The sequence below is a fragment of the Pandoraea sp. E26 genome (assembly GCF_000681415.1).
Lineage (GTDB): Bacteria > Pseudomonadota > Gammaproteobacteria > Burkholderiales > Burkholderiaceae > Pandoraea > Pandoraea pnomenusa.
Genome location: NZ_AYXJ01000034.1, coordinates 246,109 through 271,758, shown reverse-complemented (window position 1 = coordinate 271,758; position 25,650 = coordinate 246,109). Strand labels below are relative to the sequence as shown.

Here is a 25,650-nt window from a genome sequence, read left to right as displayed (position 1 = left end):
ACCTTCCAGGGCCAGCTCACCGGTCTCGATCACGTACCCGTAGTCCGCCACCTGCAATGCGGCACGGGCGTTCTGTTCGATGAGCAGGGTTGCCACGCCGGTCTTGCGCAGGTCGCTGATGATGTGGAAGATTTCTTTCACGATCAGCGGCGCGAGGCCCAGGCTCGGCTCGTCCAGCATGAGCAGCTGCGGCTTGGCCATCAGTGCGCGGCCCACCGCCAACATCTGGCGCTCCCCGCCAGACAGCGTCCCGGCCTGCTGCACACGACGCTCCTTCAGGCGCGGGAACAGCTCATAAACCACTTCCATCTGGTCGAGGAAGTGCTTCTCCCCTGCCTTCTTGCGTCGATATGCGCCCAGCAGCAGGTTGTCCTCGACGGTCATCGTCGAGAACAGTTCGCGCTTCTCCGGCACCAGACACATGCCGCGCGATACGCGCGCTTCGATCGTCAGCGCCGACATCTCATGCCCGAGATACATCACGCTTCCCTTGCTCGACCCGTTGTGCGGCAGCGCGCCCATGATGGCGTTGAGCATCGACGACTTGCCCGCGCCATTCGGACCGATCACGGTGACGATCTGCCCCGCCTGCACGCGCAGATGCGCCCCGTGCACCGCCTCGACTTTGCCGTATGCGACGGCGAGGTCCTTGACCTCAAGAATCGCGTCTGCCATCACTCCACTCCTCCAAGGTACGCCTCGAGCACCGCCGGGTTCTTCTGCACGTCTTCCGGCAGACCCTCGGCAATCTTGGTGCCGAATTCCATCACCACCAGGTGATCGGTCAGGTTCATCACGAAGTCCATGTCGTGCTCCACCAGCAGCACGCTCATCCCCTCGTCCTTGAGTTTCCTGAGCAGGTCGCCCAGCGCCTGCTTTTCTTTGTAGCGCAAGCCCGCGGCCGGCTCGTCGAGCAGCAGCAGCGTCGGATCGCACGCCAGCGCACGCGCGATCTCCAGAATGCGCTGCTGGCCCAGCGCCAGACTGCCCGCCTCGTCGTACATGTGCGCGCCCAGACCCACCCGCTCGATCTGTTGCTTCGCCTCATGCAGCAGCATGGCCTCTTCACGGCGATCGAGTCGCAGCACGCTCGACCACACCCCACCCTGCGGGCGGCGACGCAGGCCGTTCCCGTCGCGCAGGTACGCGCCGATGGCCACGTTCTCGAGCACGCTCATCTGCGGCATCAGCCGCACGTGCTGGAACGTACGGCCGATCCCCCGCTTGACGATCTCGCGCGAGGGCAGACGATCGATGCGCTCGCCAAGGAACGAGATCTCGCCTCGCGTGGCTTGCAGCACGCCAGTGACCAGGTTGAAGGTCGTGGACTTGCCCGCACCGTTCGGGCCGATCAGGCCCACGATCTCGCCCGCCTTGACCTCGAACGACACGTCGTTCACCGCGACGAGTCCACCGAATTCCTTGCGCGCCTTCTCGAGCTTGAGCACCACTTCGCCCACCGCCGGCTTGGCGCGGTGGCCCAGCGGCTCGGCTTGTTCCGGCGCCTTCGCCACGCGTCGCGCCGGGAAGATCTTGCCGAAGAACGGCCACACGCCATCGCGCGCGTATTGCAGCAGCAACACGAGCAGGATGCCGAAGACGATGGTCTCGAAGTTGCCGTTGGCCCCCAGCAGCACCGGCAGGATGTTCTGCAGGTAGTCCTTGAGCACCGTCAGGATCGCCGCGCCCAGCACCGCGCCCCACACGTGCGAGACGCCACCGACGACGGCCATGAACAGGTACTCGATGCCGTGGTTCAGGTTGAAGGGCGTGGGGTTCACGGCGCGCTGCAGGTGCGCGTACAACCAGCCGGAGATCGCCGCGAGCACGGCCGCGTAGACGAACACCACGACCTTCATCCACGCGGTGTTCACCCCCATGGCCTCGGCCATCACCCCGCCGCCCTTGAGCGCGCGAATGGCCCGCCCGGAGCGCGAATCGAGCAGGTTCTTGACCGACACGACCGCGAGCACGACCACCACCCAGATCAGATAGAACATCTGGCGACCGCTCGCCAGCTCGACGCCGAACAGGCTGATGGTCGGAATGTCGTTCAGGCCGTCGTATTTGCCCAGAAACTCGAGATTGCCGAACAGGTAGTACAGCGACAGGCCCCACGCGATCGTGCCCAGCGGCAGGAAGTGCCCGGACAGTCGCATGGTGATGGCGCCGATGACGAGCGCGGCAGCCGCGGTGATCACGATCCCCACGATCAGGCCAAGCCACGGCGACGCCCCGTACGCGGTCGTCAGGTAGGCCGTGGCGTACGCCCCGAGCCCCACGAACGCGGCCTGCCCGAACGAGGTCATGCCGGCCACGCCCGTGAGCAGCACCAGCCCGATCGCCACGATGCTGTACAGGCCAATGTAGTTGAGCAGCGTCACCCAGTATTCGGGCAAACGCACGGGAGCCGGCAGTACCGGCAACGCTGCCAGCACCACCAGGAAAATCAGGAAGTATTTGTTTTTCATTCTGTGGTCCGCCCCGGCTTATTCCTCGTCTTCTTCCACGTGCTTGCTCGTGAGCGACAGCCACAGCAGCACCGGAAGGATCAGCGTGAAGACGATGACCTCCTTGTACGCACTCGCCCAGAACGACGAGTACGACTCCAGCAGGCCCACCAGAATGGCGCCCAGCGCCGCGACCGGGTAACTCACCAGCCCCCCGATGATCGCCCCCACGAAGCCCTTCAGGCCGATCAGGAAGCCCGATTCGTAATAGATGGTCGTGATCGGCGCGATCAGAATGCCGCACAGCACGCCCAGCACCGCGGCCAGCGTGAACGCCAGACGCCCCGCCTGCACGGTGCCGATACCCACCAGCCGCGCGCCAAGACGATTGACCGCCGTCGCACGCAGGGCCTTGCCCGAGAGCGAACGGTCGAAGTAGAAGTACAGCGCCAGGATCATCACCACCGACACGCCCACCACCCACAGGCTCTGCCCCGACACCATCACCGAACCGATGTTGAAGCTCGCGTCGGAGAACGCCTGCGTGCGCGAGCCCTCCGCCCCGAACATCACCAGGCCCAGGCCCGTGAGCGCGAAGTGCACGCCGACCGAGACGATCAGCAGCAACAACGTGCTGGCTTCGGCCAGGGGCTGATACGCCAGGCGATAGAGCATCGGACCCATCGGCACGACCAGCAACAGCGTGATGGCGATCTGCACGAGCATCGGCAGTGTCATCGGTGCCAGCGCCTGGACGACGAAGAACACGGCGATCGGAAACACCAGATATTTGCCCGCGAACACCGGCACCAGCCGCCCGGCCAGCTTGCGGCGCTCGCTGTGACGCAACACGCTCGCCGTCTCCACGATGAACGTGCATACGCCCATCGCCACGAGCAACCAGCTCGTGAGCGGAAACTTCTGGGTTTGCAGTGCCGCCAGCGTGAGCGCGCCATACGACACGAACTCGCCCTGCGGAATGAAGATGACGCGGGTGACGGAGAACACCAACACGAGCGCCAATGCCAACAAGGCATAAATCGCACCCGTGGTGATGCCGTCCTGCGCCAGGATGGCTGCAATCGAAAGATCCATGCTCCTCTCACTTCGTTTGAGTACTTCTTGAACCGGCTGGCGAGACAGCCGGTGTGATGCACGGCGCGGCGCGCTGCCGCCCCGTTCCCCTTCACTTCGTCACCCGCGCAACGTCCCCGTGCGGCAAAGCAACGAATTATGAATTGTATAAACGGTTATGCATTGGTAAAACCCGGGTGACTACTGAGGCGGCGACATTTGTGTCCTGGCGACCCGCCCGGCCGCCGTTTGTCCCTCCTTCTGGCGTAGTCCCCCTTTTCAATGTCCCCGCGCCCCTCAGGCCGCCGGCTTCTTGCGGCGGCGCGCCTTGGCCGGCAGCGACGGCGCTTCGGCCAGGACTTCCGGCGGAAGCGCTTCACGCACCACGTCGAGCAACCGGTAGATGTCGGCAAGCGTGTCGCGCCCGACCTTGTCTTCCAGATAGCGATAGCGCTCTTCGACCAGCGGGCCGAGCTTCTTGCACAGCGCACGGCTCGACGGCGTGAGCGACACCATGACCCGGCGCTGATCCGCGGCAACGCGACGTCGCATGATGAGGCCCGATGCCTCCATGCGCTCGAGCATGCCCGAGAGGCTGGGACTGAGGATGCAGCATTCGCGCGCGACCTGCCCGATCTCCATTTCCCCGGATTCGCTATCGTTGACGGCCCGGATGACACGCCATTGTTGTTCCGTGATGTCGTAACAATTGAGCAGAGGCCGGAACAGCCCCATCACCGCTTCACGTGTCTGTAGCAATACCAGCGATAGGTTGCGGTGTTCGAATTCACCCGTCATGGATTTACGCTCGAAAGAATCGCCTGGTCAGCCCCCCGGCTGCGGCGATCAGGTTGGGACAATGCGGCCTCTCATGTGCCGCTCGTTTCGCATGTCCTGCCGTCTCTTTGCGATGCGCGAAACTACCACGCTCAAGAAAAACGGGCGCGAACGCCCGTTCTTCCGGCCCGGGCGATCAAACCGGGCCCTGCAGATACGACAACGGGGCATGCCTGCGTGCTATAGGCAGCCCCGACGCGCATCAGTTCGCCAATTTCCACTTGCCGTTGACGATTTGCACCATGACGCGCGAGCGCTGATCCAGACCATTGTGGTCGTTCTTGCTCATGTTGAAGATACCGGCGGTGCCCGGCATGTCCTTCACGTTCTCCAGCGCCTCGCGCAGCGCGGCGCGGAATTCCGGCGTCCCCGGCTTGCCCTTCTTGAGCGCGACCGGAATGGCCGATTGCAGCAACAGGCCGCCGTCCCAGGCGTGACCGCCGAAGGTCGAGATCGAACCGGCGCCATAGGCCTTTTCATACGCAGCCTTGTATGCGGCGGCCGACTTCTTCACCGGATTGTCGTTGGGCAGTTGGTCGACCACGAGCAACGGGCCGGCCGGCAGGAACGTGCCTTCGCAATCCTTGCCGCAAACGCGCAGGAAGTCGTTGTTGGCCACGCCGTGCGTCTGGTACATCTTGCCCTTGTAGCCGCGCTCCTTGAGCGTGCGCTGCGGCAATGCCGACGGCGTGCCCGAACCGGCCACGAGCACGGCGTCCGGGTTCGCGCTCATGATCTTGAGCACCTGACCGGTCACCGACGTATCGGCACGGTTGAAGCGCTCGTTGGCCACGATCTTGACCTTGTTCAGATCGGCGGCCTTCTGGAATTCCTTGTACCAGCCTTCACCGTAGGCATCGGAGAAGCCGATGAACGCGGCCGTCTTCACGCCGTTGTCGGCCATGTGCTTGGCAATGGCGGTGGCCATCAGAATGTCGTTCTGCGGGGTCTTGAACGCCCACGCACGCTTCGCGTCGACCGGCTCGACGATCGCCGCACCCGCCGCCATCGAGATCATCGGCGTTTGCGTCTCGGCCGCCACGTCGACCATCGCCAGCGAGTTCGGCGTCACGGTCGAGCCGAGCACGGCGTCGACGTGATCTTCGCTGATCAGCTTGCGCATGTTCTTCACGGCAGTCGTGGTGTCGGTCGCGTCATCGAGCACGATGTACTGCACGGACTGGCCGGCAATCGTCTTCGGCATGAGCGAGATGGTGTTCTTCTCGGGAATGCCCAGCGAAGCCGCCGGACCGGTCGCCGACAGCGACACGCCAATCTTCACCTGGGCGTTCGCAACGCCCACAGCCAGCATCATCGCGGATGCCATGCACAGCAACTTCAGTTTCATTTGGGTCTCCTCACAAAAATTTCGAATTCGTTTTTCTGCCGCTATTCTGCCGCTTCTCTCTGCTCTTTCGCCTTCACCGCGTCGGCCTTCATCACCGCATCCGCGCCATTAACCGACCGAGCAGTCGGCAAATCGTCGCCCATCTTACGGGCACCTGCGTCGTTTCGTAAAGTGCGGTTTCCCCACATGTCGCATCGGGCACAGCACCGCCCGCCGCGTCCGGGCATCCGCCGGACACCGTCAGGCGCGCAAAAAGGCGTCGTAGCCGGTCTTCACGATCAGCACGGCGAGCACGCACAGGAACATTCGCCGCACGAAGCCCACGCCGTGCTTGAGCGCGAGCCGACTGCCCACCAGGCTGCCCAGCACGTTCATGACCGCCATGCCGGCCCCCACCTGCCACCATACGTGCCCACCCATGCCGAACAGCCACAGCGCTGCCAGGTTGGTCGCCACGTTCACGATCTTCGACGACGCCGACGCATTCACGAAATCCTGCCCGAACAGACGCACGAACAGGAATACGAGGAAACTGCCCGTGCCGGGGCCGAAGAAACCGTCGTAGAAGCCGATGGCGCCGCCCACGGCGATCGCCATGAGGGTCACCCCTGCCCCCCCCTCACGGGGGCGTGAACCGTCCCGAAATCCTTTTTGCGCAGCGTGTACACCGCCACCCCCACGAGCACGAACGGCAGCAGCTTGCGCAGGACGTCGGCGGGAATGTGGGTGACGGCATAGGCGCCGCAGAATGAGAAGACGAAAGCGGCGAGCGTGGCAGGCACCAGTATCGCCCACTGCAGTTGCACGCCACGGGCGTAGCGCAGCGCGGCCGAGGCGGTTCCCCAGATGCCCGCCATCTTGTTGGTGCCGAACAGCACAGGCGGCGCCGCGCTCGGAAAAACGGCAAAGAGCGTGGGCACGGAGATCAGTCCCCCGCCCCCGACCACGGCGTCCACAAGCCCCGCGAGAAACGCCCCACCCGCGAGCATCAGCAATTCGCTCGGCGCCCAACTGACTAACATACATTCCCCATACATGCCCGACCGTCGCAGGCCGATGGCCGGACGAAAACGGCGAGGATAGCGCCTTTAGCCCGCATTGCGCGTAGTTGGGGGCCACAATTCTCGCAATATGGTGCGCGATCGACGAAAAGCTGGCGAAAAACCGGGTGAGGCGGCCAAAAAACGGTAAATCGCGACGAAAAGACGATGACCGGTGACCGTAACAAGCGAGGGCGGGGGCGATCGGGCACCGCGGGCGGGCAACGGCCGCCGTGACGGCGACGTGCGTCGGACGATGGGAGGCGCCGGCGGCGCACAGAATGAAAGCACAATATAAAAAGCGCTGTTGGAGTTTTCTCCAACAGCGCTTTCTTTTTTGGCGGTGCGCGTTCTCGCGCTTATTGTCTCCTCGTTCCTCGCCCCTATATCCTGCCGTGACGCGAACTGAGAGAGAGAATAAAGGAGCACCCGATGCACCACAAGTCAGCATTTACCCCTACGAATTAGGTTTTTTCCGACATACGTGCGCCAGTGTGACGATCGGCCGCCCCATCACGGTGCGCCCGATCGTCACGCATCAGGCTTCAGGACGACTGCGACAGCGTCCGGAAGAACCGGCTTCGGGCGACCAGTTCGCCGACCAGACCTCGGCGGAATGACAGCACGCAGATGATGAAGATGGCGCCGATGACGATCGTCACCGATTCGCCCAGCGTCTGGAACCACGCCACGCCGGTCGCCGTCGCCAGCCAGTCGCCGATGTCGCCCAGCTTGTTCTCGAGCACGATGATGACGACCGCGCCCACCACCGGTCCGAGCATCGTGCCCAGACCGCCCACGAGCGTCATCAGGATGACCATGCCCGACATGGTCCAGTGCACGTCGGTGAGCGTCTCGAAGCCCAGCACCACCGTTTTCGTCGATCCGGCCAGCGCCGCGAGCGTGGCCGACAGCACGAACGCCAGCAACTTGAAGCGATCGACGTCATAGCCGAGCGAGATCGCACGCGGCTCGTTTTCCTTGATCGCCTTGAGCACCTGGCCGAACGGCGAGTGCACGATACGCATGATGAACAGGAAGCCCAGCGCGCAGATCGCCAGCACCACGTAGTACAGGGTCAGGTCCGAATCGAGCGGAAGCACGCCAAAGAGGCTGCCGCGCGGCACGCCCTGCAAGCCGTCTTCCCCACCGGTAAACGGTGCCTGCAGGCACAGGAAGTAAAGCATCTGCGCGAGCGCCAGCGTGATCATCGCGAAATAGATGCCCTGGCGCCGGATCGCGAGCAGGCCGATCACCAGGCCCAGCGCGGCGCCCGCGATCACCCCGGCGAGAATGCCGACTTCCGGCGTGAACCCGAGATTGCGAATCGCGTAGCCGGTCACATAGCCCGCGCTGCCGAAAAACGCCGCATGACCGAACGACAGCAGGCCCGTAAAGCCGAGCAGCAGGTTGAACGCGCAGGCGAACAGTGCGAAGCAGAGCACCTTCATGATGAAGACCGGATAGGCGCCCGCGAAGGGCGCCACGATCAGCGCGAGCAGCAAAAGCGAATAAAGCACCCGTTGTTGCGTCTGTTGTTGCATGTTCCGCCCCTTACTTTTGTTTGCCGAACAGCCCAGCCGGGCGCAGCAGCAACACGATCACCATGATGACGAACACCACGGTCGCAGATGCTTCCGGGTAGAACACCTTGGTAAAGCCTTCGATCACGCCGAGCATCAAGCCGGTGATGATCGAGCCCATGATCGAGCCCATCCCGCCGATCACCACCACCGCGAACACAGTGATGATCATCGACTGTCCCATGAGCGGCGAGATCTGAATGACGGGCGCGGCAAGCACGCCGGCGAACGCGGCGAGCGCAACGCCGAAGCCGTACGTGAGCGTGATCATGAGCGGCACGTTCACACCGAACGCTTCCACGAGCTTCGGGTTTTCCGTCCCTGCGCGCAGGTAGGCGCCGATCTTCGTCTTCTCGATGACGAACCAGGTGGCGAAGCACACGATCAGCGACGCCACCACCACCCAGGCGCGATAGTTCGGCATGAACATGAAGCCGAGGTTGGTTGCGCCGGAGAGCACGTCGGGCGCATCGAACGGCTGCCCGGACACGCCGTAGATCGAACGGAACACGCCTTCGAGCACCAGCGTGATGCCGAACGTCAGCAGCAGACCGTAGAGGTGATCGAGCTTGTAGATCCAGCGCAGCATGGTGCGCTCGATCACGATGCCGATGATGCCCACCACCACGGGGGCGAGGATCAGCATGACCCAGTAATTGAGGCCGAGATAGTTGCCGCCCATCCAGGCGAGCATGGCACCCAGCATGAACAACGCGCCGTGCGCGAAGTTGATCACGTTGAGCAGACCGAAAATCACCGCCAGGCCGAGGCTCAGCATGGCGTAGAACGAGCCATTCACCAGTCCCAGCAGCAGTTGGCTCAACAGCGCCGGCAGGGGGATGCCTAGTAATTCCATCGAAATCGATTCTCTGGGAGAAGGGTCGCGACGGGACACGCGTCCCGCCGCTTTCATCGCATCGCGTTCAGACTGCGCTTACTTGAGCTTGCAGGTCGACTCGGCTTCCGTCGTGAACGCCTTCTCGCCCGGGATCGTGGCGACGACCTTGTAGTAATCCCACGGTGCCTTCGACTCCTTCTTCGACTTGACCTGCATCAGGTACATGTCGTGGATCATCGTGCCGTCCTTGCGGATGTAGCCCTTGCTGAACATGTCGTCGATCTTGATCTTGTGGAGCTGATCCATGACCTTGTCGGCATCGGTGGTGCCGGCCGCCTGCACCGCCTTGAGGTACGTCATCGTGGCGGAGTAGTCGCCCGCCTGGAGGCTCGAGGGCATCTTCTTCATCTTCTCGAAGTAGCGCTTGGAGAAGGCGCGGGTCTTGTCGTCCTTGTCCCAGTACCAGCTGTCGGTCAGGTACATGCCTTCGGTGTTGTCCAGCCCCAGCGAGTGGATGTCGTTGATGAACACCAGCAGACCGGCGATCTGCATCTTCTTCGTGATGCCAAATTCCTTCGCGGCCTTGATGGCGTTGATCGTATCGCCGCCGGCGTTGGCCAGGCCGAGCACCTGCGCGCCCGACGACTGCGCCTGAAGCAGATACGACGAGAAGTCCGACGCCGAGAGCGGATGACGCACGTCGCCCTTGACCGTGCCGCCGTTGGCCTTGACCACGTCGGCCGTGGCCTTCTCGAGCGCGTGACCGAACGCATAGTCCGCCGTCAGGAAGAACCACGACTCGCCGCCCGCCTTCACCACGGCCGAGCCGGTGCCGCGTGCGAGCGCCACGGTGTCGTAGGCATAGTGCACGCCGTACGGCTGACACTGATCGTTGGTGAGGGCGTCGGTGCCGGCGCCCACGTTGATATAGACCTTCTTCTTCTCGGCAGAGACCTTGTTCATCGCGAGGCCGGTACCCGAGTTGGTGCCGCCGATGAGCATGTCGACACCGCCGCGGTCGAACCATTCGCGCGCCTTCGACGCCGCGACGTCGGCCTTGTTCTGGTGGTCGGCCGTGACCAGTTCGATCGGCTTGCCGAGCACCTTGCCACCAAAGTCGGCGATGGCCATCTTGATGGCTTCCGCGCCACCGGGGCCGTCAATGTCGGTGTACAGCCCCGACATGTCGGTAATGAAACCAATCTTCACCGTATTGCCATCGGCGTGGGCCTGCGAGGCCATTGCCGCAAAACCGAACGCAGCCGCAACGGCCAACGCCTTCATCCGCATCGTCATCTTCGTCTCCTTCGTGGATTTGATCGCCTGGGTTCATCGCCCGGCGCGTTTGTGCGCCGGGTAGCTCACCTCATACGCCCAACAACTCGTGCAGCACCGGCATCTTCGTTTCCAGCTCCGGAGCGCCGAAGCGCTCCACGATCTTGCCGTGCTCCATCACATAGAAGCGGTCGGCCAGCGGAGCCGCAAAACGGAAATTCTGTTCCACCATCACGATGGTGTAGCCCCTCGACTTGAGCGTGGTGATCATGCGTGCGAGTGTCTGCACGATCACCGGCGCGAGGCCCTCCGAGATCTCGTCGAGCAGCAGCAGGTTCGCGCCGGTGCGCAGGATGCGCGCCACGGCCAGCATCTGCTGCTCGCCACCCGACAGTCGCGTGCCCTGGCTGTGACGTCGCTCCTTGAGGTTCGGAAACATGTCGTAGATCTCTTCGAGCGACATGCCGCGCCCGCCGTCTTCGCGACGATTGCCGCGCATGCCGATATACGGCGGCAGCAGCAGGTTTTCCTCGCACGACAGGCTCGCGAAGATGCCCCGCTCTTCCGGGCAGTAGCCCACGCCGTGGTGGGCGACCTTGTATGTGGGCAGATGGATCGTCTCTTCGCCGGCGATGCGGATCGATCCCTGACGATTTCCTGTGAGGCCCATGATCGCGCGCAGCGTGGTGGTGCGCCCTGCGCCGTTGCGGCCAAGCAGCGTGACGACTTCGCCACGGCCCACGGTGAGGTCCACGCCATGCAGGATGTGCGATTCCCCATACCAGGCCTGCAGCCCCTCGACTTCCAGCGCCGGGACGCTCGCCGCGCCGCTACCGTTGCCATTACCGTACATAGACGTCCTCACCCGTGGGCTCCCTGCAATTCGCCATCCGCGGTCCCCATGTAGGCCTCCATCACCTGCGGATTCTTCGAAACTTCGTGATACGGCCCTTCGGCAAGCACCTCGCCACGCTGAAGCACGGTGATGGTGTCGGAGATTCCCGCAATCACGTTCATGTTGTGCTCGACCATCAGGATCGTGCGTCCCGCCGAGACCTTCTTGATCAGCGCGGTCACGCGATCGACGTCTTCATGCCCCATGCCCTGCGTGGGCTCGTCGAGCAGCATTAGTTCGGGCTCCATAGCAAGTGTGGTCGCGATTTCGAGGGCGCGCTTGCGGCCGTAGGGCAGTTCCACGGTCAGGGTATGGGCGAATTCGGTGAGGCCGACTTCGGCGAGCAGCGCCATGGCGCGCTCGTCCAGCTGTCGCAGCGTGCGGCTGCTGCTCCAGAAGTGAAAGGCGGTGCCGAGATTGCGTTGCAGGCCGATGCGCACGTTCTCCAGCACGGTGAGGTGCGGGAAGACGGCGGAGATCTGAAATGAGCGAATGATGCCGCGTCGGGCGATTTGCGCGGGCGCCTCGCGGGTGATGTCTTCACCGTTGAAGGTAATGCTGCCGGCGCTGGGCACGAGGAATTTCGTGAGCAGGTTGAAGCAGGTGGTCTTCCCGGCGCCGTTCGGCCCGATGAGTGCGTGAATGGTGCCGCGCGCGACGCGCAGGTCGACCCCGTTCACGGCGGTGAAGCCGCGGAACTCTTTCGTGAGCCCGCGGGTTTCGAGAATGTAATCGTTGTTCGCCATGTCTCCTGCCACATTCCTGGTTGGCGGTGCGAGGCATGAGTGGGCCCCGGCACCATCGTCTGTGACAACCGCAAGGCAGGCAGATGACGCGATGTTGTTGCGTCGTCGGCGAGGTGCCCCGCGTCCCGCATGCGGCGTCGAATTCTTGGTTCGTTCGCACATAGGGAATCGTTATTGTGTGTGGTTTGCTGCAACGCGATCATTGGGATTTGCACTAAGCCTCACCCCCTTCGAAACGCGCATGTTCACACGCGTTCAGGAACGTTCGGTCACATGCCGGCGGCATGCGCAAAGCCCTTATGGCACAAGGCTTTTGCGGCATACGCAAAAGCACGTTCAATGTCGTGCGCCGCGCGCGCGAGCGGGTGCTCGCGCGCTGCATTAGGTATTACTACGTAAGATTTGGGCGATTGTCCGGAAATCCGGAATCGCGACGAGGCTCGCGAACATCGAATTTTCCGCCGGACCAGGGCACGACGGTCGGCGCCGACACCGATGCCCCCTTTCCCCCGGCTCAGCGGTGTCCTGATCTTTTGCGCGCTTACCGCCCGGCTTTGCGAGCCGCACGGATCATGTCGCTCGCGCGCTCGGCGATCATGATCGTCGGCGAGTTCGTGTTGCCGGATGTGATCACCGGCATCACCGACGCATCGACCACACGCAGGTTCCGCACCCCGCGAACGCGCAGCTCCGCATCCACGACCGCATCAGGATCGTCGGCGCGTCCCATGCGGCAGGTGCCCACCGGATGGAAGATGGTCGTGCCGATATCGCCCGCCGCGCGCATCAACGCCTCGTCGCTCTGGAACGACGGTCCCGGCAGATACTCGCGCGGTTCGTAGCGCGCGAAAGCCGGCGCGCCCACGATGCGACGCGTGAGCTTGATCGCGTCTGCCGCCACGCGCAGATCCGCATCGGTCGACAGATATCGCGGCGCGATGCTCGGCGCGACGCGCGCATCCGGCGAAGCGAGATGCACATGCCCGCGCGACGTCGGACGAAGATTGCACACCGATGCCGTGAACGCGTTGAACGTGTGCAGCGGATCGCCGAACTTGTCCAGCGACAGCGGTTGCACGTGATATTCGAGGTCGGGACGCGTCACGTCCTCACGACTGCGCGCGAACGCCCCCATCTGCGACGGCGCCATGCTCATCGGACCACGCTGCGCGAACACGTACTGCATGCCGATCTTCAACTTGCCGAAAAGACTGTTGGCCGTGAGGTTGAGCGTGGTCACGCCGCGCAACTTGTACACCGTGCGCAACTGCAGATGATCCTGCAGGTTCTCGCCCACGCCGGGCAGATGCGACACCACGTCGATGCCGAATCCGCGCAAACGCTCCCCGTCGCCAATGCCCGACACTTCCAGCAGATGCGGAGAATTCACCGCCCCCGCCGCCAGAATCACTTCGGCGCGCGCGAGCGCCGTGAAATCCTCATTGCCGCCGCGATACGCCACCCCGGTGCAACGCGTGCCCTCGAACAGCAGTCGACTCACGCTCGCCCCGGTCATCACGGTGAGATTCGGGCGCTGCATGGCCGGGCGCAGAAAGCCCTTCGCGGCACTCCAGCGCACGCCGCGTCGCTGATTCACTTCGAAGTAGCCAATGCCGAAGTTGTCACCCCGGTTGAAGTCGTCCGTCTTCGGAATGCCGATCTGCTCGGCGGCGTCGGCGAACGAATCGAGCACGCGCCACGACAGCCGTTGCTTCTCGACACGCCACTCGCCGCCGCTGCCGTGAAACTCTGTGCCGCCCTTGTAGTGATCTTCGCTGCGCCTGAACAGCGGCAGCACATTGTCCCAGCGCCAGCCGTCGTCGCCGGTGGCATCGGCCCACACGTCATAGTCTTCGCGCTGCCCGCGCATGTAGATCATGCCGTTGATCGACGAGCTGCCGCCCAGCACCCGCCCTCGCGGATACGCGAGCGTGCGGCCGTTGAGCCCGTCTTCGGCCTGCGTGCGATACAGCCAGTCGGTGCGCGGGTTGCCGATGCAGTAGAGATAACCGACGGGGATGTGAATCCAGTGATAGTCGTCCTTGCCGCCGGCCTCGAGCACTAGCACGTTGACGTCGGGGTCCTGCGTGAGACGATTGGCCAACACACAACCGGCCGATCCGGCGCCCACGATGATGTAATCGAAGCTTTCCTGCTTCGGGGCCTGCTTGCTCATTCCCGCATGTCTCCGTCGATGGCGCGGCACTCGCCAGGGTGCGGTGCCGGCACTGGTGCGGCACCCGAGTGAGGTGGACTGCCGCCACCCGCACCAGGTTCACTTTTGTCGTTCTGTTCGCATCGAAGCGTCGAAGCGTCGGTCCGGCGTTACCCCGCCTCCCTACTTCGCCACGGGCATGGTGAATTCCGCGCCCTTGCCGATGCTGTCGGGCCAACGCTGCATCACACTCTTGAAGCGCGTGTAGAAACGAATGCCCTCTTCTCCATAAGCGTGGTGGTCCCCGAACAGCGAACGCTTCCATCCGCCAAACGACTGCCAGGCCATCGGCACCGGAATCGGCACGTTGATGCCCACCATGCCAACCTTCACCTGACGCGAGAACGCGCGCGCCACGCCACCGTCGCTGGTGAAACACGAGACGCCGTTGCCGAACTCGTGCGCATTGACCAGCGCAATGGCAGCCGCCAGATCCGGCACGCGCACCACCGCCAGCACCGGACCGAAAATCTCCTCGCGATAGATCGTCATCTCGGGCGTGACGTGATCGAAGAGCGTCCCGCCGAGGAAGAATCCCTGTTCGTGCCCCGGCACCGTCAACCCTCGCCCGTCGACCAGCAGCGTGGCGCCCGCGCTCACGCCATCGGCGATGTAGCCCTCGATCTTCGCCTTGTGGACCCCGGTGACGACCGGCCCCATTTCGGACGCATCGTCCACGCCCGGCCCAACGCGCAGCGCCTTCACGCGCGGCACCAGCGCGTCGACGAGACGATCCGCGACCTGACCCACCGCCACCGCGACCGAGATCGCCATGCAACGCTCGCCGGCCGATCCGTAGGCCGCACCGATCAGCGCATCGACCGCCTGATCCAGATCGGCGTCGGGCATGACCACGAGATGATTCTTCGCTCCGCCCAGCGCCTGCACCCGCTTGCCGCGACGCGTGCCTTCGCTGTAGATGTACTCGGCAATCGGCGTGGAGCCGACGAACGACAGCGCTTCCACATCCGGGTGCGCGATGAGTGCATCGACCGCCACCTTGTCTCCCTGCACCACGTTGAACACCCCATCGGGCAGCCCGGCTTCGCGCAGCAGGTCGGCGATCAGCAGACTGGCAGAAGGATCGCGCTCGGACGGCTTGAGCACGAACGTGTTGCCGCACGCGAGCGCGATCGGAAACATCCACATCGGCACCATCACCGGGAAGTTGAACGGCGTGATCCCCGCACACACCCCGACCGGCTGTCGCAAATGCCAGTTGTCGATGCCTCCGCCGATGTTGTCGCTGTGCTTGCCCATGAGCAGGCTCGGCGCCCCGCACGCATACTCGACCACCTCGATGCCGCGCGTGACTTCGCCGCGCGCATCGGAGAACACCTTGCCGTGTTCGCGCGTGATGATGCGTGCCAGTTCGTCCTGATGCTCGTCGAGCAGCGCCTTGAACTTGAAGAGCACCCGCGCGCGCTTGAGCGGCGCCGTCTCCGACCACGCAGGCAACGCGGCCCTGGCGGCAGCGACCGCGGCGTCCACGTCGCCCACGCCGGCCAGCGCCACGCGCGCACTCACGCGCCCTTCGGCCGGATTGAAGACGTCGGCAAAACGCGCGCCGTCGCCGGCCACGCGCCGGCCGCCAATGAAGTGCTGCACCGTCGGAATATCAGCGTTGCTCATGTTCGTTTCCCTCGGAATTCGGCGAACTTCCCGCGCTCGCCCATTCGATTAGCCAGACGCGTGCCCCACGGCATACGCCACGATAGGCCAAGCGTACTGCCGCCGATTCACGCGATCCAATGAGAAATTATCAAAAGCAATATAAGATTCCCTTATGTTGCCTCCGAATGGCGTTCTGCGGGACGCCCTCCGCCCATGGAACTCGCCCACCTCCGCGCCTTCGTTGCCATTGCCCGCGAGGGCAACCTCACCCGCGCGGCACAGCGCCTGCATCTGACGCAGCCTGCCGTCAGCCTTCAGGTCAAGGCGCTGCAGGAGGCGCTTCGGCTCACGCTCTTCACCCGCACGGCGCACGGTCTGGCCCTCACCCGCGACGCACAGGCACTGCTGCCGCTGGCCGAGCGCATGCTCGCGGCGCTTGCCGACTTCCAGCAGGCCGCGGGCGCGCTGCGCGACACCGTGCGGGGGCGCCTGCGCATCGGCACCATTCTCGACCCGGAATTCACCCGCCTCGGCGCATTTCTGAAGCGCCTCGTGGAATCGTATCCCCAGATCGAAACGGCTTTGCGCCAGGGCATGTCGGGTTCGGTGCTCCAGCAACTCGGGCGCGGCGAACTGGACGTCGGCTTCTACCTCGGGCGCCCCGATCCCGAGCGCTTCCATGCCATCACGCTCACGCCGTTCGCGTATCAGGTGGTCGCGCCCGCGGGTTGGCGCGAGCGGGTGGCGCGTCGCGGCTGGCGCGAACTCGCGGCACTGCCGTGGATCTGGACACCACCCGAATCGGCCCACCATCGCCTGCTCTCGTCGATATTCGGCGCCCTGGACGTATCGCCCGTGAAGGTGGCGGAAGTCGATCAGGAGCCGTCGATGCTCGACCTGGTGAAGTCCGGTGTCGGCCTGTCGCTGGTGCGCGACTCGATCGCGCTGCGCGAAGCGCAAGCCCATGGTCTGGTGATCGCCGACGGCGTGAGCGTGCCCACGGAGCTGACGTTCGTCACGCTCGCCACGCGACGCGACGAACCTGCCATCGCCGCCGCGCTGCAACTGATCGCCGCCGTCTGGGCGTGACGAGGCTCCCGGAATGCCGGGAGCCGGAAAGCCCCGTGCGCGATGCCATTCACCGGGGATATGCGCCGACCCTCCGCGGCACGCACTTTCCGGACATCATCGAGGCGTCCCTGCGCCGCGAATCAGGCGCATAATCCAGGCGGCTCAGGTCCTCGCCCACGGCCTCCCGGCTCGCCGCCGCCCCGAACGACGCTAAGCGGCCGACGTTCCCCGCAAATCATTCCCGTGACGTGGCACGCCTTGCCGGCCTGCCAAGCCATATCCCGCCCAACGCTCTAGAATTCAAGTCTGTCTTCGAGGAGTCGATCATGTCTGTGAGAATGGAACGCGATACCTTCGGCGAAATTGCTGTACCCGCCGACCACCTGTGGGGCGCCCAGACGCAGCGCTCGCTGCAGAACTTCAAGATTTCCACCGAGAAGATGCCGCGCGAGCTGGTGCGCGCGCTCGCCCGGGTCAAGCGCGCGGCCGCCGAGGTGAACAAGGGCCTCGGCGTGCTCGACGCCAAGAAGGCCGACGCCATCATCCAGGCCGCCGACGAGGTGATCGCCGGCCGGCACGACGACGAATTCCCGCTGGCCGTGTGGCAGACCGGCTCGGGCACACAGTCGAACATGAACATGAACGAAGTCCTCGCCAATCGCGCCAGCGAACTGCTCGGCGGCGTGCGTGGCGAGGAACGTCTCGTGCATCCCAACGACGACGTGAACAAGGGCCAGTCGTCCAACGACGTATTCCCCACGGCCATGAGCGTGGCCGCGCTCGACGCCCTCGTCAACCATCTCAAGCCCAGCGTGGGCCAACTGCGCGACACGCTCGCGGCCAAGGCCCGCGCCTACGACGACATCGTCAAGATCGGCCGCACCCACCTGCAGGACGCCACGCCGCTCACGCTCGGCCAGGAGATCTCGGGCTGGGTCGCGCAGATCGACCACGGCCTGAAGCATGTCGACGACGCCCTGCCCCACGTGGCCGAGCTCGCGCTGGGCGGTACCGCCGTGGGCACGGGCCTGAACGCCCATCCGGACTTCGCGAAGCAGGTGGCCGCCACGCTCGCGCGCGACACCGGACTGCCGTTCGTCACCGCGCCGAACAAGTTCGAAGCGCTTGCCGCGAACGACGCCATCGTCCACGCGCACGGCACGCTCAAGACCCTCGCCGCGAGCCTGATGAAGATCGCCAACGACGTGCGCTGGCTCGCCAGCGGCCCGCGCTGCGGCATTGGCGAGTTGCAGATTCCGGAGAATGAGCCGGGCAGCTCGATCATGCCGGGCAAGGTGAACCCGACCCAGTGCGAAGCCATGACGATGCTTTGCTGCCAGGTGCTGGGCAACGACGTGGCCATCAACGTCGGCGGCTCGATGGGCAACTTCGAGCTCAACGTGTTCAAGCCGATGCTCATCCACAACTTCCTGCAAAGCGTGCGTGTACTCGCCGACGGCGCGGTCAGCTTCAACGACAACTGCGCGATCGGCATCGAGCCGAACCGCGCACGCATCGGCTCGCTGCTCGAGGAATCGCTCATGCTCGTGACCGCGCTCAATCCGCACATCGGTTACGACAAGGCTGCGCAAATCGCGAAGAAGGCGCACAAGGAAGGCACCACGCTCAAGGCCGCCGCGCTGGCGCTGGGTCATGTGACGGCGGAGCAGTTCGACGCCTGGGTGCGCCCCGAGCAGATGGTCGGCAAGCGCTGATCGCCCCCTTCGTTCACCGCGCATGCCTATCTCTCCGCTGCCGCCGCTGCATTGTCTGATCGCGTTCGACGCCGCCGTCCGGCACGCGAGCTTCACCCGGGCGGCAGCGGAACTCAATCTCACGCAGAGCGCCGTGAGCCGACAGATCGCGCAGCTCGAAGAGTTTCTCGGGCGCGCGCTCTTCACGCGCGAACACCGCACGCTTCGTCTCACGGTCGCCGGTCAACGCTACGCCGAGCAGATCCAGCGTCTGCTCGGCGAGTGCGCCGAAGCGACGGCCGACCTGATGAAGCGGCGCGGCGACCTCGAACTCACGGTGGCATGCTCGTCCGGCGTGGCCGTGCTGTGGATGACGCCGCAGCTCATGCGCTTTCGCGCGGCGCACCCCGACGTCAAGATCCGGGTGATCGTCAAAGACGGCCTTACGACGCTGGCCGCGTCGGAATTCGACCTGGGCGTGTATTACGTTCGCAACGATCTGCCACCCGATTTCGCCGGGCGACGGCTGTTCGACGAGGAAGTCTTTCCGGTGTGCTCCCCCGCGTATCTCGACGGACGCAAGCTCGCGCCGGCCGATCTCGTCAACGAGACGCTCCTGTTCATCGAGGACGGTCAGCGCAAATGGATGTCGTGGCCCGACTGGTTCGAGCTGCAGGGCGTGAGCGTGCCGAAATTCCCTCGCATGGTGAGCGCCAATTACTACCCGTTGCTCGTGCAGATGGCCATCGAAGGTGGCGGACTCGTCATGGGCTGGCGGCACATGATCGATCCCTGCCTCGACGCCGGGCTGCTCGTGCCCGCCTGCGACGCCACCGCGAGCCTGGGCGGCGGATACTATCTGGTGTGGCCTGCCGATCGCCACGAGCATGCCGCAGCGCGTATTTTTCGAAACTGGATTTACGCCGAGACTCGTTTCCCAGCATAGTGTTGGCGCCCTCGAGAGAAAGTTGCCATGCGCTGTACGCATGGCAACATGCGGAATTATCGTTTGGCCTGACATTTTGTCTGCACTACTTTGTGACGGATCCGCGCATGTGCCTTCGCCCCGCGAGCGCACATGATTCGACAAAAGCAGGCGTATTACCGGCATGACGTGATTGCAAAGCACGCGACGGACGCCATCCATCCCCCGGGAGACCCAGATGCAGGCGACCTACGCAGTGCCTCAAGACAACCTGGCCCGCCAGCGCCGTCACGCGATCGTGGCGACGGTGATCGGCAACGGTCTGGAGTGGTTCGACTTCACCGTTTACAGCTTCTTCGCGGCCATCATCGCGAAGCAGTTCTTCCCCACCGGCGACGATCTGTCGTCGTTCCTGCTCGCCGTGGCGACGTTCGGCGTGGGCTTCTTCATGCGTCCGGTCGGCGGCATCGTGCTCGGGATCTATTCCGACCGCGTGGGTCGCAAGGCCGCACTCTCGCTCACCATTCTGCTCATGGCCGCCGGCACCGCGATGATCGGTCTGGCACCGACCTACGACCAGATCGGTCTGGCAGCCCCGCTCATCATCGTGCTGGCTCGTCTGCTGCAAGGCTTCTCGGCCGGCGGCGAGATGGGCGGCGCAACGGCCTTCCTGACCGAATACGCACCGCCCAACCAGCGCGCCTATTATTCGGCGTGGATTCAGTCGAGCATCGGCTTCGCCGTGCTGCTCGGTGCCGCGGTGGGCACGTTCGTGACGACCGAGCTCGACAAGGCGTCGCTCGAGTCGTGGGGCTGGCGCGTGCCGTTCATCGTCGGCATGCTGATCGGCCCGGTCGGCTTCTACATCCGTAACAAGATCGACGAGACGCCCACGTTCCAGCACGCCGAGAAGTCCGACACGCCGCTGCGCGACGTCTTCTCGCAATATCCGCGCGAAACGCTCGCCAGCTTCTCCATGGTCGTGCTGTGGACGATCTGCACCTACGTGCTGCTGTTCTACATGCCGACGTATGCCCAGCGCGTGCTGCATCTGCCCGCGTCGTACGGCTTCACCGCCGGCATGGTCGGTGGCGCGATGATCCTGGTGTTCGCACCGGTCGTGGGCCGCCTGGCGGACCGTTTCGGCCGTCGCCCGTTCCTGTCGGGTTCGGCACTGCTGATCCTGCTGCTTGCATGGCCGATGTTCACTTACCTGAACGTGGCGCCGGGCCTGCACTCGCTGCTCGCGTTCCAGATCGTGTTCGGCCTGCTCATCGCTTGCTACACCGGTCCGATTCTCGCGGCATTCGCCGAGCTGTTCCCGGCCAAGGTGCTGTCGACTGGCCTGTCGGTCGCCTACAACTTCGCGGTGACGATCTTCGGCGGGTTCGCCGCCCTGATCATCACCTGGCTGATCGCCCGCACGGGCAGCAACATGGCCCCGGCGATCTACGTGATCGTCGCGGCCGCCATCAGCCTGATCGGCACGCGCTTCGTGAAGCCCCTGCCCAAGGTCAACAAGGCCTGAGTCTTCCCCCCAAAGGCGCGCCACATCGAATGGCGCGCCTTTTTGCATTTCATCAAGGAACCCCACCATGTCCATTACCCTGCTTCGCGGCGGCAATGTGCTCGATGCGGCTGCCGGCCGTCTGCTCGAACGTCACGACGTCGCCATCGAAGGCGCGCGCATTACCGCGGTCAGCGCCACGCCGCTCGACATTCCCGGTGCGACGGTGATCGACGTCACCGGCAAGACCGTCATGCCCGGCTTGATCGACTGCCACGTGCACGTGCTCGCCTCGCACCCGAATCTCGGCACCAATGCCAGCCAGCCGAACGTGCTGACGGTGCTCAAGTCGCTGCCGATCATGCAGGGCATGCTCAACCGCGGCTTCACGACCGTGCGCGACGCGGGCGGCGCCGACTGGGCGTTGCAGCAGGCGATCGAGCAGGGCGTGATTCCGGGTCCGCGCATCTTCCCGTCGGGCAAGGCGCTGTCGCAGACGGGCGGACACGGCGACTTCCGTCCGCGCAGCGACACGCTCGAGCCGTGCTCGTGCGCGTTTCGCGCGGGCGCGATCGGGCGCGTGGTCGACGGCGTCGATCCGATCCGCCTGGCCGTGCGCGAAGAGATCCAGAAGGGTGCGACGCAGATCAAGCTGATGGCCTCGGGCGGCGTGGCATCGCCGGTCGATCCGATCGCCAACACGCAATATTCGGAAGACGAGATCCGCGCGGCCGTGGCCGAAGCGGAAGCCGCGCAGACCTATGTGATGGCCCACGCGTACACGCCGAAGGCGATCGCACGCGCGGTGCGCTGCGGTGTGCGCACCATCGAGCATGGCAATCTGTGCGACGCGCAAACCGCGCAGCTCATGGCCGAGAGGGGCGCGTATGTCGTGCCCACGCTCGTGACCTACGACGCGCTCGCCAAGGACGGCGCCTCGCTGGGCTTGCCGCCGGAGTCGGTGGCGAAAGTGGAAAGCGTGCAGCGCGCCGGACGCGAATCGCTCACGATCTATCGCGACGCGGGCGTGAAGATGGGCTTTGGCTCGGACCTGCTGGGCGACATGCACAAGTACCAGTCCGACGAGCTCACGATTCGCGCCGACGTGCTCGGTACGGCCGACACGCTGCGCTCGGCCACGGTCATCGGCGCGGAGATTCTCAATCGCGTGGGCGAACTGGGCGTGATCGCCGCCGGCGCGCTGGCCGACGTGCTGGTCGTGGATGGGAATCCGCTCGAATCGATCGACGTGCTCACGGGCCAGGGCGAAGGCATTCGCTGGGTGTTCAAGGACGGGAAGATCGCCAAGCAGCCGCAGTAATCGTTCGGGCGACGTTCGGCGACGGGCGTCTCGAACCCCCGCGACGACACAGCACGACAAGCGAAAGACGTAGCGCCGCGATGTGAAAACATCGCGGCGTTTTTTTTCGTGACTCAACCGCGCGGCGGTGCGCGAAAAATGAAAGAGACCCGACGGATCGCGACCTAGTCTGGCATCACAAGAACAACGTGAGCCCCCGATCATGACGAATGTTCTGTTGCCTCTCGAATTTCCCTGCATGCCTCCGGTCGTTGACAACGGCTGGTTCAAGGACGCCTCGGCCGCGCCGGCTCGCAACGACTGGCAGGGCGTGAGCGTGCGGCAGCGAAGTCCGGACACGCCGCTGCCGCGGGACCCCGAAACCATGGAGACGTTGCGCGCCTCCATCACGAGCGGCCTGCGCGAGATCGGCAACGATTGGGCGGCCATGGCAAGGGAGTTGCGTTGCGATCTGGCGGTCGCACCGCTGCCGGAAGCCTTCGGCGAACTCAGCGAATTGATCGCGAGCGTGAAGTCGCATCAGGTCGACGGCCCCGACAGCATCGATCGCCTGATGCTTCGCTTCGAGACAGCGATCGCCCGTATTTATCGATCGCGGCAGGCCCCATGGGGGTCGTGGCGCTCGGTGGGCGGCCAGCGTCACGCGACCGATCACGCCACCCTGACGCCCAACGCAAAGGCCGCCCTGAGCGTGCTCACGGAACTCGACCGGGCGGTGGCACAGATCCGCCTGACCGCGCGCGCGTTGCGTCGCCTCGACGTCCAAAGCCGCACCCTTCGGGGCAGTACGCGCGGCAAGGCATCGAAACGGGCAAGGGCCCAGCTCGCGGCGGCGTTCGACGCGGCCGGACTGGTTCTGCGCGTGGCCGAGCCGCACATCGAGAACTTCCTCGCCAAGGCCGAGGCCGCAATTCCGCCGGAGCGGCGACGCTGGAAAACAAAGATTGCGATCCTGCTCGGCCTCGCGCTGGTGACGGCGTCGCTGGGCATCGCCTCGATGTTCCTGCCGCCAATGCTGCCCGCGCTCGTTGGGCTAGGCCTCGGATTGAAGATCGGCGCGACCGCCACTGGTTTGATGGCGACCGGCAACGGCATCTTCAGCATCGTGGGTTACACCCGCAATCCCGGCTGGAGTGAGTTGGCCGAATGCATCAAGACGGTCGAGCACCTGCATCGCGACATCCATCGCGAAATCGAAACGCACCGACGGTACGACCTGAATCACGAGCAAGGCACCGCACGACGCGTGGCCGTACATTTCAACGACGACATCACGACCGCGTCGAGCACGCAGACGCGGGTTGTCGAGCAGTTGGACCATCTGGGCGGCGCGCTGGGGAGCACGACGCCCAGACGAGGCAAATGATGTACGAGTCCGTTCCCCTTTACCGGAGAGATTATCCATGCCCAACATCAACGACGCCCTGCCGCCGCCGCAACCACCTCCCGCCCCGTCCGGCGCGGCGCAAAGTTGTCACCAGCTCGCCAGCGCCATGCGCCTGACCGATGACATCATGCAATGCCGGGTGCAGTTGAACCGCTTCCGCGAGAACCAGGAGGTCATTCTCCAGAAGATCGCGTCGCTCACGGCCCAAAGGGAAGACATGGCCCGCAGCGGCGTAACGCTGAGCCCGGAACAGGAGGCGCGATTCCAGGCATCGCTGGCCGAGTGCAAGCAACTGAACAACTACGCGTTCTCGCTCCTGCCGACGAACGAGCAGATTCGCCGAGCCTTTGCCGGACTGGATCTCGACACGGATACCGACAGCGACACGGCAAGCGACCCCGACGACGATTCGGACACCGCCAACGACACCGACACCGATGTCCGGGCCGAGGCTGGCCCAGTGCCTCCTTCCGCGCAGTGAAGCACGGCCGGGCCTCGTCACGTCGCGCCCCATGCAAAAAGGGCAGCCCGTGAAATCACGACCTGCCCTCTTTTCATCGTCAGCCTCGCCGGAAGCGTTGCCGGCGATATTTGCTATGCCATCCTGAGCATTACTTCTTCCAACCCGGCGTGACGAAGACGGAGCGCACATCGTCGAGCGTCTGCGAGACGGTTTCGCGCGCGCGTTCCGTGCCTGCGCGCAGCATGTCCCACACGTAGTCCGGGTTCCTGGCGAACTGCTCGCGGCGCTCGCGCATCGGGCGCAGCAACTCCTGCAGGCGCTCTTCCAGGCGCGCCTTCACCTTCGAGTCGGCCAGACCGCCGCGCACGTAGTGATCCTTGAGCGCTTGCAGGCCTTCCTTGTCTTCGTCGAAGGCATCGAGATAGGCGAATGCCACGTTGCCTTCGAGGTGACCGGGGTCTTCCACCTTCAGGTGCAGCGGATCGGTGTAGCACTTCTTCACGGCGGCGCGAATTTCGTCGGGCGTCGACGAAATGTTGATCACGTTGCCGAGCGACTTGCTCATCTTGGCCTTGCCGTCGATGCCGGGCAGGCGTCCGATGGGCGGCACGAGGGCCTTGGTTTCGACGAGGATCTCGCGATCGGCCAGACGGTTCAGGCGACGCACGATTTCGTTGGTCTGCTCGATCATCGGCAACTGATCCTCGCCCACCGGCACGAGCGTGGCGCGAAACGCCGTGATATCCGCCGCCTGGCTCACCGGATAGGTGAGGAAGCCCGCGGGAATATCCCGCTCGAAGTTGCGCAGCACGATCTCCTGCTTGACCGTGGGGTTGCGCTCGAGCCGCGCGACCGTCACGAGGTTCAGGTAGTAGAAGGTGAGTTCGGTCAGCTCGGGCAGCCAGGTCTGCACGCAGATGGTCGTCACGTCGGGATCGATGCCGACGGCCAGATAGTCGAGCGCGACTTCCGAGACGTTGCGGTGCACCTTGCCGCGATCGTCCGTGTTGTCGGTGAGCGCCTGTGCGTCGGCCACCAGCACGAACTGCTTGTACTCGTTCTGATAGGCCACGCGGTTCTTCAGACTGCCGACGTAGTGACCCAGATGCAGCGGCCCCGTCGGGCGGTCGCCCGTGAGGATCACCTTGCGATCCGCAGGTGCCTTCGAAACACTCATTTTCCTCTCCGTAATCAAGCGCTTATGGCAATACGCGAAGTCCTGTGGCGGTGGGCGGCATGTTACCGAAGCCGTGCCATGGGACATCCGGTTCGCCCGGATGCATCAACCTTAACTCCCGAATGTTATCGCGTCGGCCGCGTGATGGTGCAGAAACCCTCGCGCCGAACACGGCGGTGCCTCCGGCAGA

Annotated in this window: 20 protein-coding genes and 1 pseudogene; 7 read left to right on the top strand and 14 right to left on the bottom strand. The window is 64.4% G+C overall.

Translation table 11 applies throughout. The annotated features are described in order from the left end of the window. From W930_RS0122105 to W930_RS0122040, 13 genes and pseudogenes are all read right to left on the bottom strand, one after another. Window positions 1–675, bottom strand: a 675-nt coding sequence (locus W930_RS0122105) for an ABC transporter ATP-binding protein (RefSeq protein WP_024788927.1), incomplete at its 3' end; no start/stop codon positions are given. After that, window positions 675–2,471 (bottom strand): ATP-binding cassette domain-containing protein, encoded by a 1,797-nt coding sequence (locus W930_RS28465; RefSeq protein ID WP_023594867.1) that lies wholly within the window; start codon window positions 2,469–2,471, stop codon window positions 675–677. The genes W930_RS0122105 and W930_RS28465, both read right to left, overlap by 1 nt. 18 nt (window positions 2,472–2,489) lie before the next feature. Further along, window positions 2,490–3,545: a branched-chain amino acid ABC transporter permease gene (locus W930_RS0122095; protein WP_023598322.1), complete on the bottom strand. Its 1,056-nt coding sequence runs from the start codon at window positions 3,543–3,545 to the stop codon at window positions 2,490–2,492. 276 nt (window positions 3,546–3,821) lie between these two features. Beyond that, on the bottom strand, window positions 3,822–4,322 hold the full coding sequence (hpaR, locus tag W930_RS0122090; protein WP_023598321.1) for a homoprotocatechuate degradation operon regulator HpaR: 501 nt from the start codon (window positions 4,320–4,322) through the stop codon (window positions 3,822–3,824). 241 nt (window positions 4,323–4,563) lie between these two features. Continuing rightward, complete coding sequence (locus W930_RS0122085; RefSeq protein WP_023598320.1) at window positions 4,564–5,709, bottom strand: ABC transporter substrate-binding protein; 1,146 nt, start codon at window positions 5,707–5,709, stop codon at window positions 4,564–4,566. Window positions 5,710–5,949: 240 nt separating this feature from the next. Beyond that, window positions 5,950–6,731: pseudogene (locus tag W930_RS28460) on the bottom strand (sulfite exporter TauE/SafE family protein). Between the two features lie 563 nt (window positions 6,732–7,294). Then, window positions 7,295–8,293 carry a branched-chain amino acid ABC transporter permease gene (locus tag W930_RS0122070; RefSeq protein WP_023598318.1) on the bottom strand — a complete coding sequence of 333 codons (999 nt, stop codon included), beginning with the start codon at window positions 8,291–8,293 and terminating at the stop codon, window positions 7,295–7,297. 10 nt (window positions 8,294–8,303) lie between these two features. Beyond that, window positions 8,304–9,188, bottom strand: coding sequence for a branched-chain amino acid ABC transporter permease (locus tag W930_RS0122065; RefSeq protein ID WP_023598317.1), 885 nt, complete (start codon window positions 9,186–9,188; stop codon window positions 8,304–8,306). 78 nt (window positions 9,189–9,266) lie between these two features. Then, window positions 9,267–10,460, bottom strand: a complete 1,194-nt coding sequence (locus W930_RS0122060; RefSeq protein ID WP_028731332.1) for an ABC transporter substrate-binding protein — start codon at window positions 10,458–10,460, stop codon at window positions 9,267–9,269. Window positions 10,461–10,536: 76 nt separating this feature from the next. After that, window positions 10,537–11,298 (bottom strand): ABC transporter ATP-binding protein, encoded by a 762-nt coding sequence (locus W930_RS0122055; protein ID WP_023598315.1) that lies wholly within the window; start codon window positions 11,296–11,298, stop codon window positions 10,537–10,539. An 8-nt stretch (window positions 11,299–11,306) separates the two neighbouring features. Then, window positions 11,307–12,086, bottom strand: coding sequence for an ABC transporter ATP-binding protein (locus W930_RS0122050; protein WP_023598314.1), 780 nt, complete (start codon window positions 12,084–12,086; stop codon window positions 11,307–11,309). Window positions 12,087–12,627: 541 nt separating this feature from the next. Beyond that, on the bottom strand, window positions 12,628–14,262 hold the full coding sequence (locus W930_RS0122045) for a GMC family oxidoreductase (protein ID WP_023598313.1): 1,635 nt from the start codon (window positions 14,260–14,262) through the stop codon (window positions 12,628–12,630). A gap of 162 nt (window positions 14,263–14,424) precedes the next feature. Then, window positions 14,425–15,933 (bottom strand): CoA-acylating methylmalonate-semialdehyde dehydrogenase, encoded by a 1,509-nt coding sequence (locus tag W930_RS0122040; RefSeq protein ID WP_023598312.1) that lies wholly within the window; start codon window positions 15,931–15,933, stop codon window positions 14,425–14,427. A 195-nt stretch (window positions 15,934–16,128) separates the two neighbouring features. On the opposite strand from W930_RS0122040, the gene W930_RS0122035 reads away from it, so the two are divergent. The 7 genes from W930_RS0122035 (at window position 16,129) to W930_RS0122005 (ending at window position 24,301) form a co-directional block, all read left to right on the top strand. Continuing rightward, window positions 16,129–17,004 carry a LysR family transcriptional regulator gene (locus tag W930_RS0122035; RefSeq protein ID WP_023872649.1) on the top strand — a complete coding sequence of 292 codons (876 nt, stop codon included), beginning with the start codon at window positions 16,129–16,131 and terminating at the stop codon, window positions 17,002–17,004. 308 nt (window positions 17,005–17,312) lie between these two features. Further along, the gene (gene fumC, locus W930_RS0122030) at window positions 17,313–18,701 is read left to right on the top strand and encodes a class II fumarate hydratase (RefSeq protein WP_023872650.1); all 1,389 of its coding nucleotides are present in this window, start codon (window positions 17,313–17,315) and stop codon (window positions 18,699–18,701) included. 22 nt (window positions 18,702–18,723) lie between these two features. Next, window positions 18,724–19,626, top strand: a complete 903-nt coding sequence (locus W930_RS0122025; protein ID WP_023598309.1) for a LysR substrate-binding domain-containing protein — start codon at window positions 18,724–18,726, stop codon at window positions 19,624–19,626. A 217-nt stretch (window positions 19,627–19,843) separates the two neighbouring features. Next, entirely contained in the window at window positions 19,844–21,133 is a 1,290-nt protein-coding gene (locus tag W930_RS0122020) for an MFS transporter (RefSeq protein ID WP_023598308.1), read from the top strand. 67 nt (window positions 21,134–21,200) lie between these two features. Further along, on the top strand, window positions 21,201–22,433 hold the full coding sequence (locus W930_RS0122015) for an amidohydrolase family protein (protein WP_023872651.1): 1,233 nt from the start codon (window positions 21,201–21,203) through the stop codon (window positions 22,431–22,433). 238 nt (window positions 22,434–22,671) lie between these two features. Next, complete coding sequence (locus W930_RS0122010) at window positions 22,672–23,799, top strand: hypothetical protein (protein WP_023598306.1); 1,128 nt, start codon at window positions 22,672–22,674, stop codon at window positions 23,797–23,799. 37 nt (window positions 23,800–23,836) lie between these two features. After that, the gene (locus tag W930_RS0122005; protein WP_023598305.1) at window positions 23,837–24,301 is read left to right on the top strand and encodes a hypothetical protein; all 465 of its coding nucleotides are present in this window, start codon (window positions 23,837–23,839) and stop codon (window positions 24,299–24,301) included. Window positions 24,302–24,431: 130 nt separating this feature from the next. Here W930_RS0122005 and trpS read toward each other — a convergent pair whose 3' ends face one another. After that, window positions 24,432–25,460: a tryptophan--tRNA ligase gene (gene trpS, locus W930_RS0122000; RefSeq protein ID WP_023872653.1), complete on the bottom strand. Its 1,029-nt coding sequence runs from the start codon at window positions 25,458–25,460 to the stop codon at window positions 24,432–24,434. Between the last annotated feature and the right edge of the window lie 190 nt (window positions 25,461–25,650).

Excerpts from the sequence above, each read along its gene's own strand:
- W930_RS28465 (WP_023594867.1), bottom strand. The coding sequence starts at position 2,471 with ATGAAAAACAAATACTTCCTGATTTTCCTGGTGGTGCTGGCAGCGTTG.
- W930_RS0122095 (WP_023598322.1), bottom strand. The coding sequence starts at position 3,545 with ATGGATCTTTCGATTGCAGCCATCCTGGCGCAGGACGGCATCACCACG.
- hpaR (WP_023598321.1), bottom strand. The coding sequence starts at position 4,322 with ATGACGGGTGAATTCGAACACCGCAACCTATCGCTGGTATTGCTACAG.
- W930_RS0122085 (WP_023598320.1), bottom strand. The coding sequence starts at position 5,709 with ATGAAACTGAAGTTGCTGTGCATGGCATCCGCGATGATGCTGGCTGTG.
- W930_RS0122070 (WP_023598318.1), bottom strand. The coding sequence starts at position 8,293 with ATGCAACAACAGACGCAACAACGGGTGCTTTATTCGCTTTTGCTGCTC.
- W930_RS0122065 (WP_023598317.1), bottom strand. The coding sequence starts at position 9,188 with ATGGAATTACTAGGCATCCCCCTGCCGGCGCTGTTGAGCCAACTGCTG.
- W930_RS0122060 (WP_028731332.1), bottom strand. The coding sequence starts at position 10,460 with ATGCGGATGAAGGCGTTGGCCGTTGCGGCTGCGTTCGGTTTTGCGGCA.
- W930_RS0122055 (WP_023598315.1), bottom strand. The coding sequence starts at position 11,298 with ATGTACGGTAATGGCAACGGTAGCGGCGCGGCGAGCGTCCCGGCGCTG.
- W930_RS0122050 (WP_023598314.1), bottom strand. The coding sequence starts at position 12,086 with ATGGCGAACAACGATTACATTCTCGAAACCCGCGGGCTCACGAAAGAG.
- W930_RS0122045 (WP_023598313.1), bottom strand. The coding sequence starts at position 14,262 with ATGAGCAAGCAGGCCCCGAAGCAGGAAAGCTTCGATTACATCATCGTG.
- W930_RS0122040 (WP_023598312.1), bottom strand. The coding sequence starts at position 15,933 with ATGAGCAACGCTGATATTCCGACGGTGCAGCACTTCATTGGCGGCCGG.
- W930_RS0122035 (WP_023872649.1), top strand. The coding sequence starts at position 16,129 with ATGGAACTCGCCCACCTCCGCGCCTTCGTTGCCATTGCCCGCGAGGGC.
- fumC (WP_023872650.1), top strand. The coding sequence starts at position 17,313 with ATGTCTGTGAGAATGGAACGCGATACCTTCGGCGAAATTGCTGTACCC.
- W930_RS0122025 (WP_023598309.1), top strand. The coding sequence starts at position 18,724 with ATGCCTATCTCTCCGCTGCCGCCGCTGCATTGTCTGATCGCGTTCGAC.
- W930_RS0122020 (WP_023598308.1), top strand. The coding sequence starts at position 19,844 with ATGCAGGCGACCTACGCAGTGCCTCAAGACAACCTGGCCCGCCAGCGC.
- W930_RS0122015 (WP_023872651.1), top strand. The coding sequence starts at position 21,201 with ATGTCCATTACCCTGCTTCGCGGCGGCAATGTGCTCGATGCGGCTGCC.
- W930_RS0122010 (WP_023598306.1), top strand. The coding sequence starts at position 22,672 with ATGCCTCCGGTCGTTGACAACGGCTGGTTCAAGGACGCCTCGGCCGCG.
- W930_RS0122005 (WP_023598305.1), top strand. The coding sequence starts at position 23,837 with ATGCCCAACATCAACGACGCCCTGCCGCCGCCGCAACCACCTCCCGCC.
- trpS (WP_023872653.1), bottom strand. The coding sequence starts at position 25,460 with ATGAGTGTTTCGAAGGCACCTGCGGATCGCAAGGTGATCCTCACGGGC.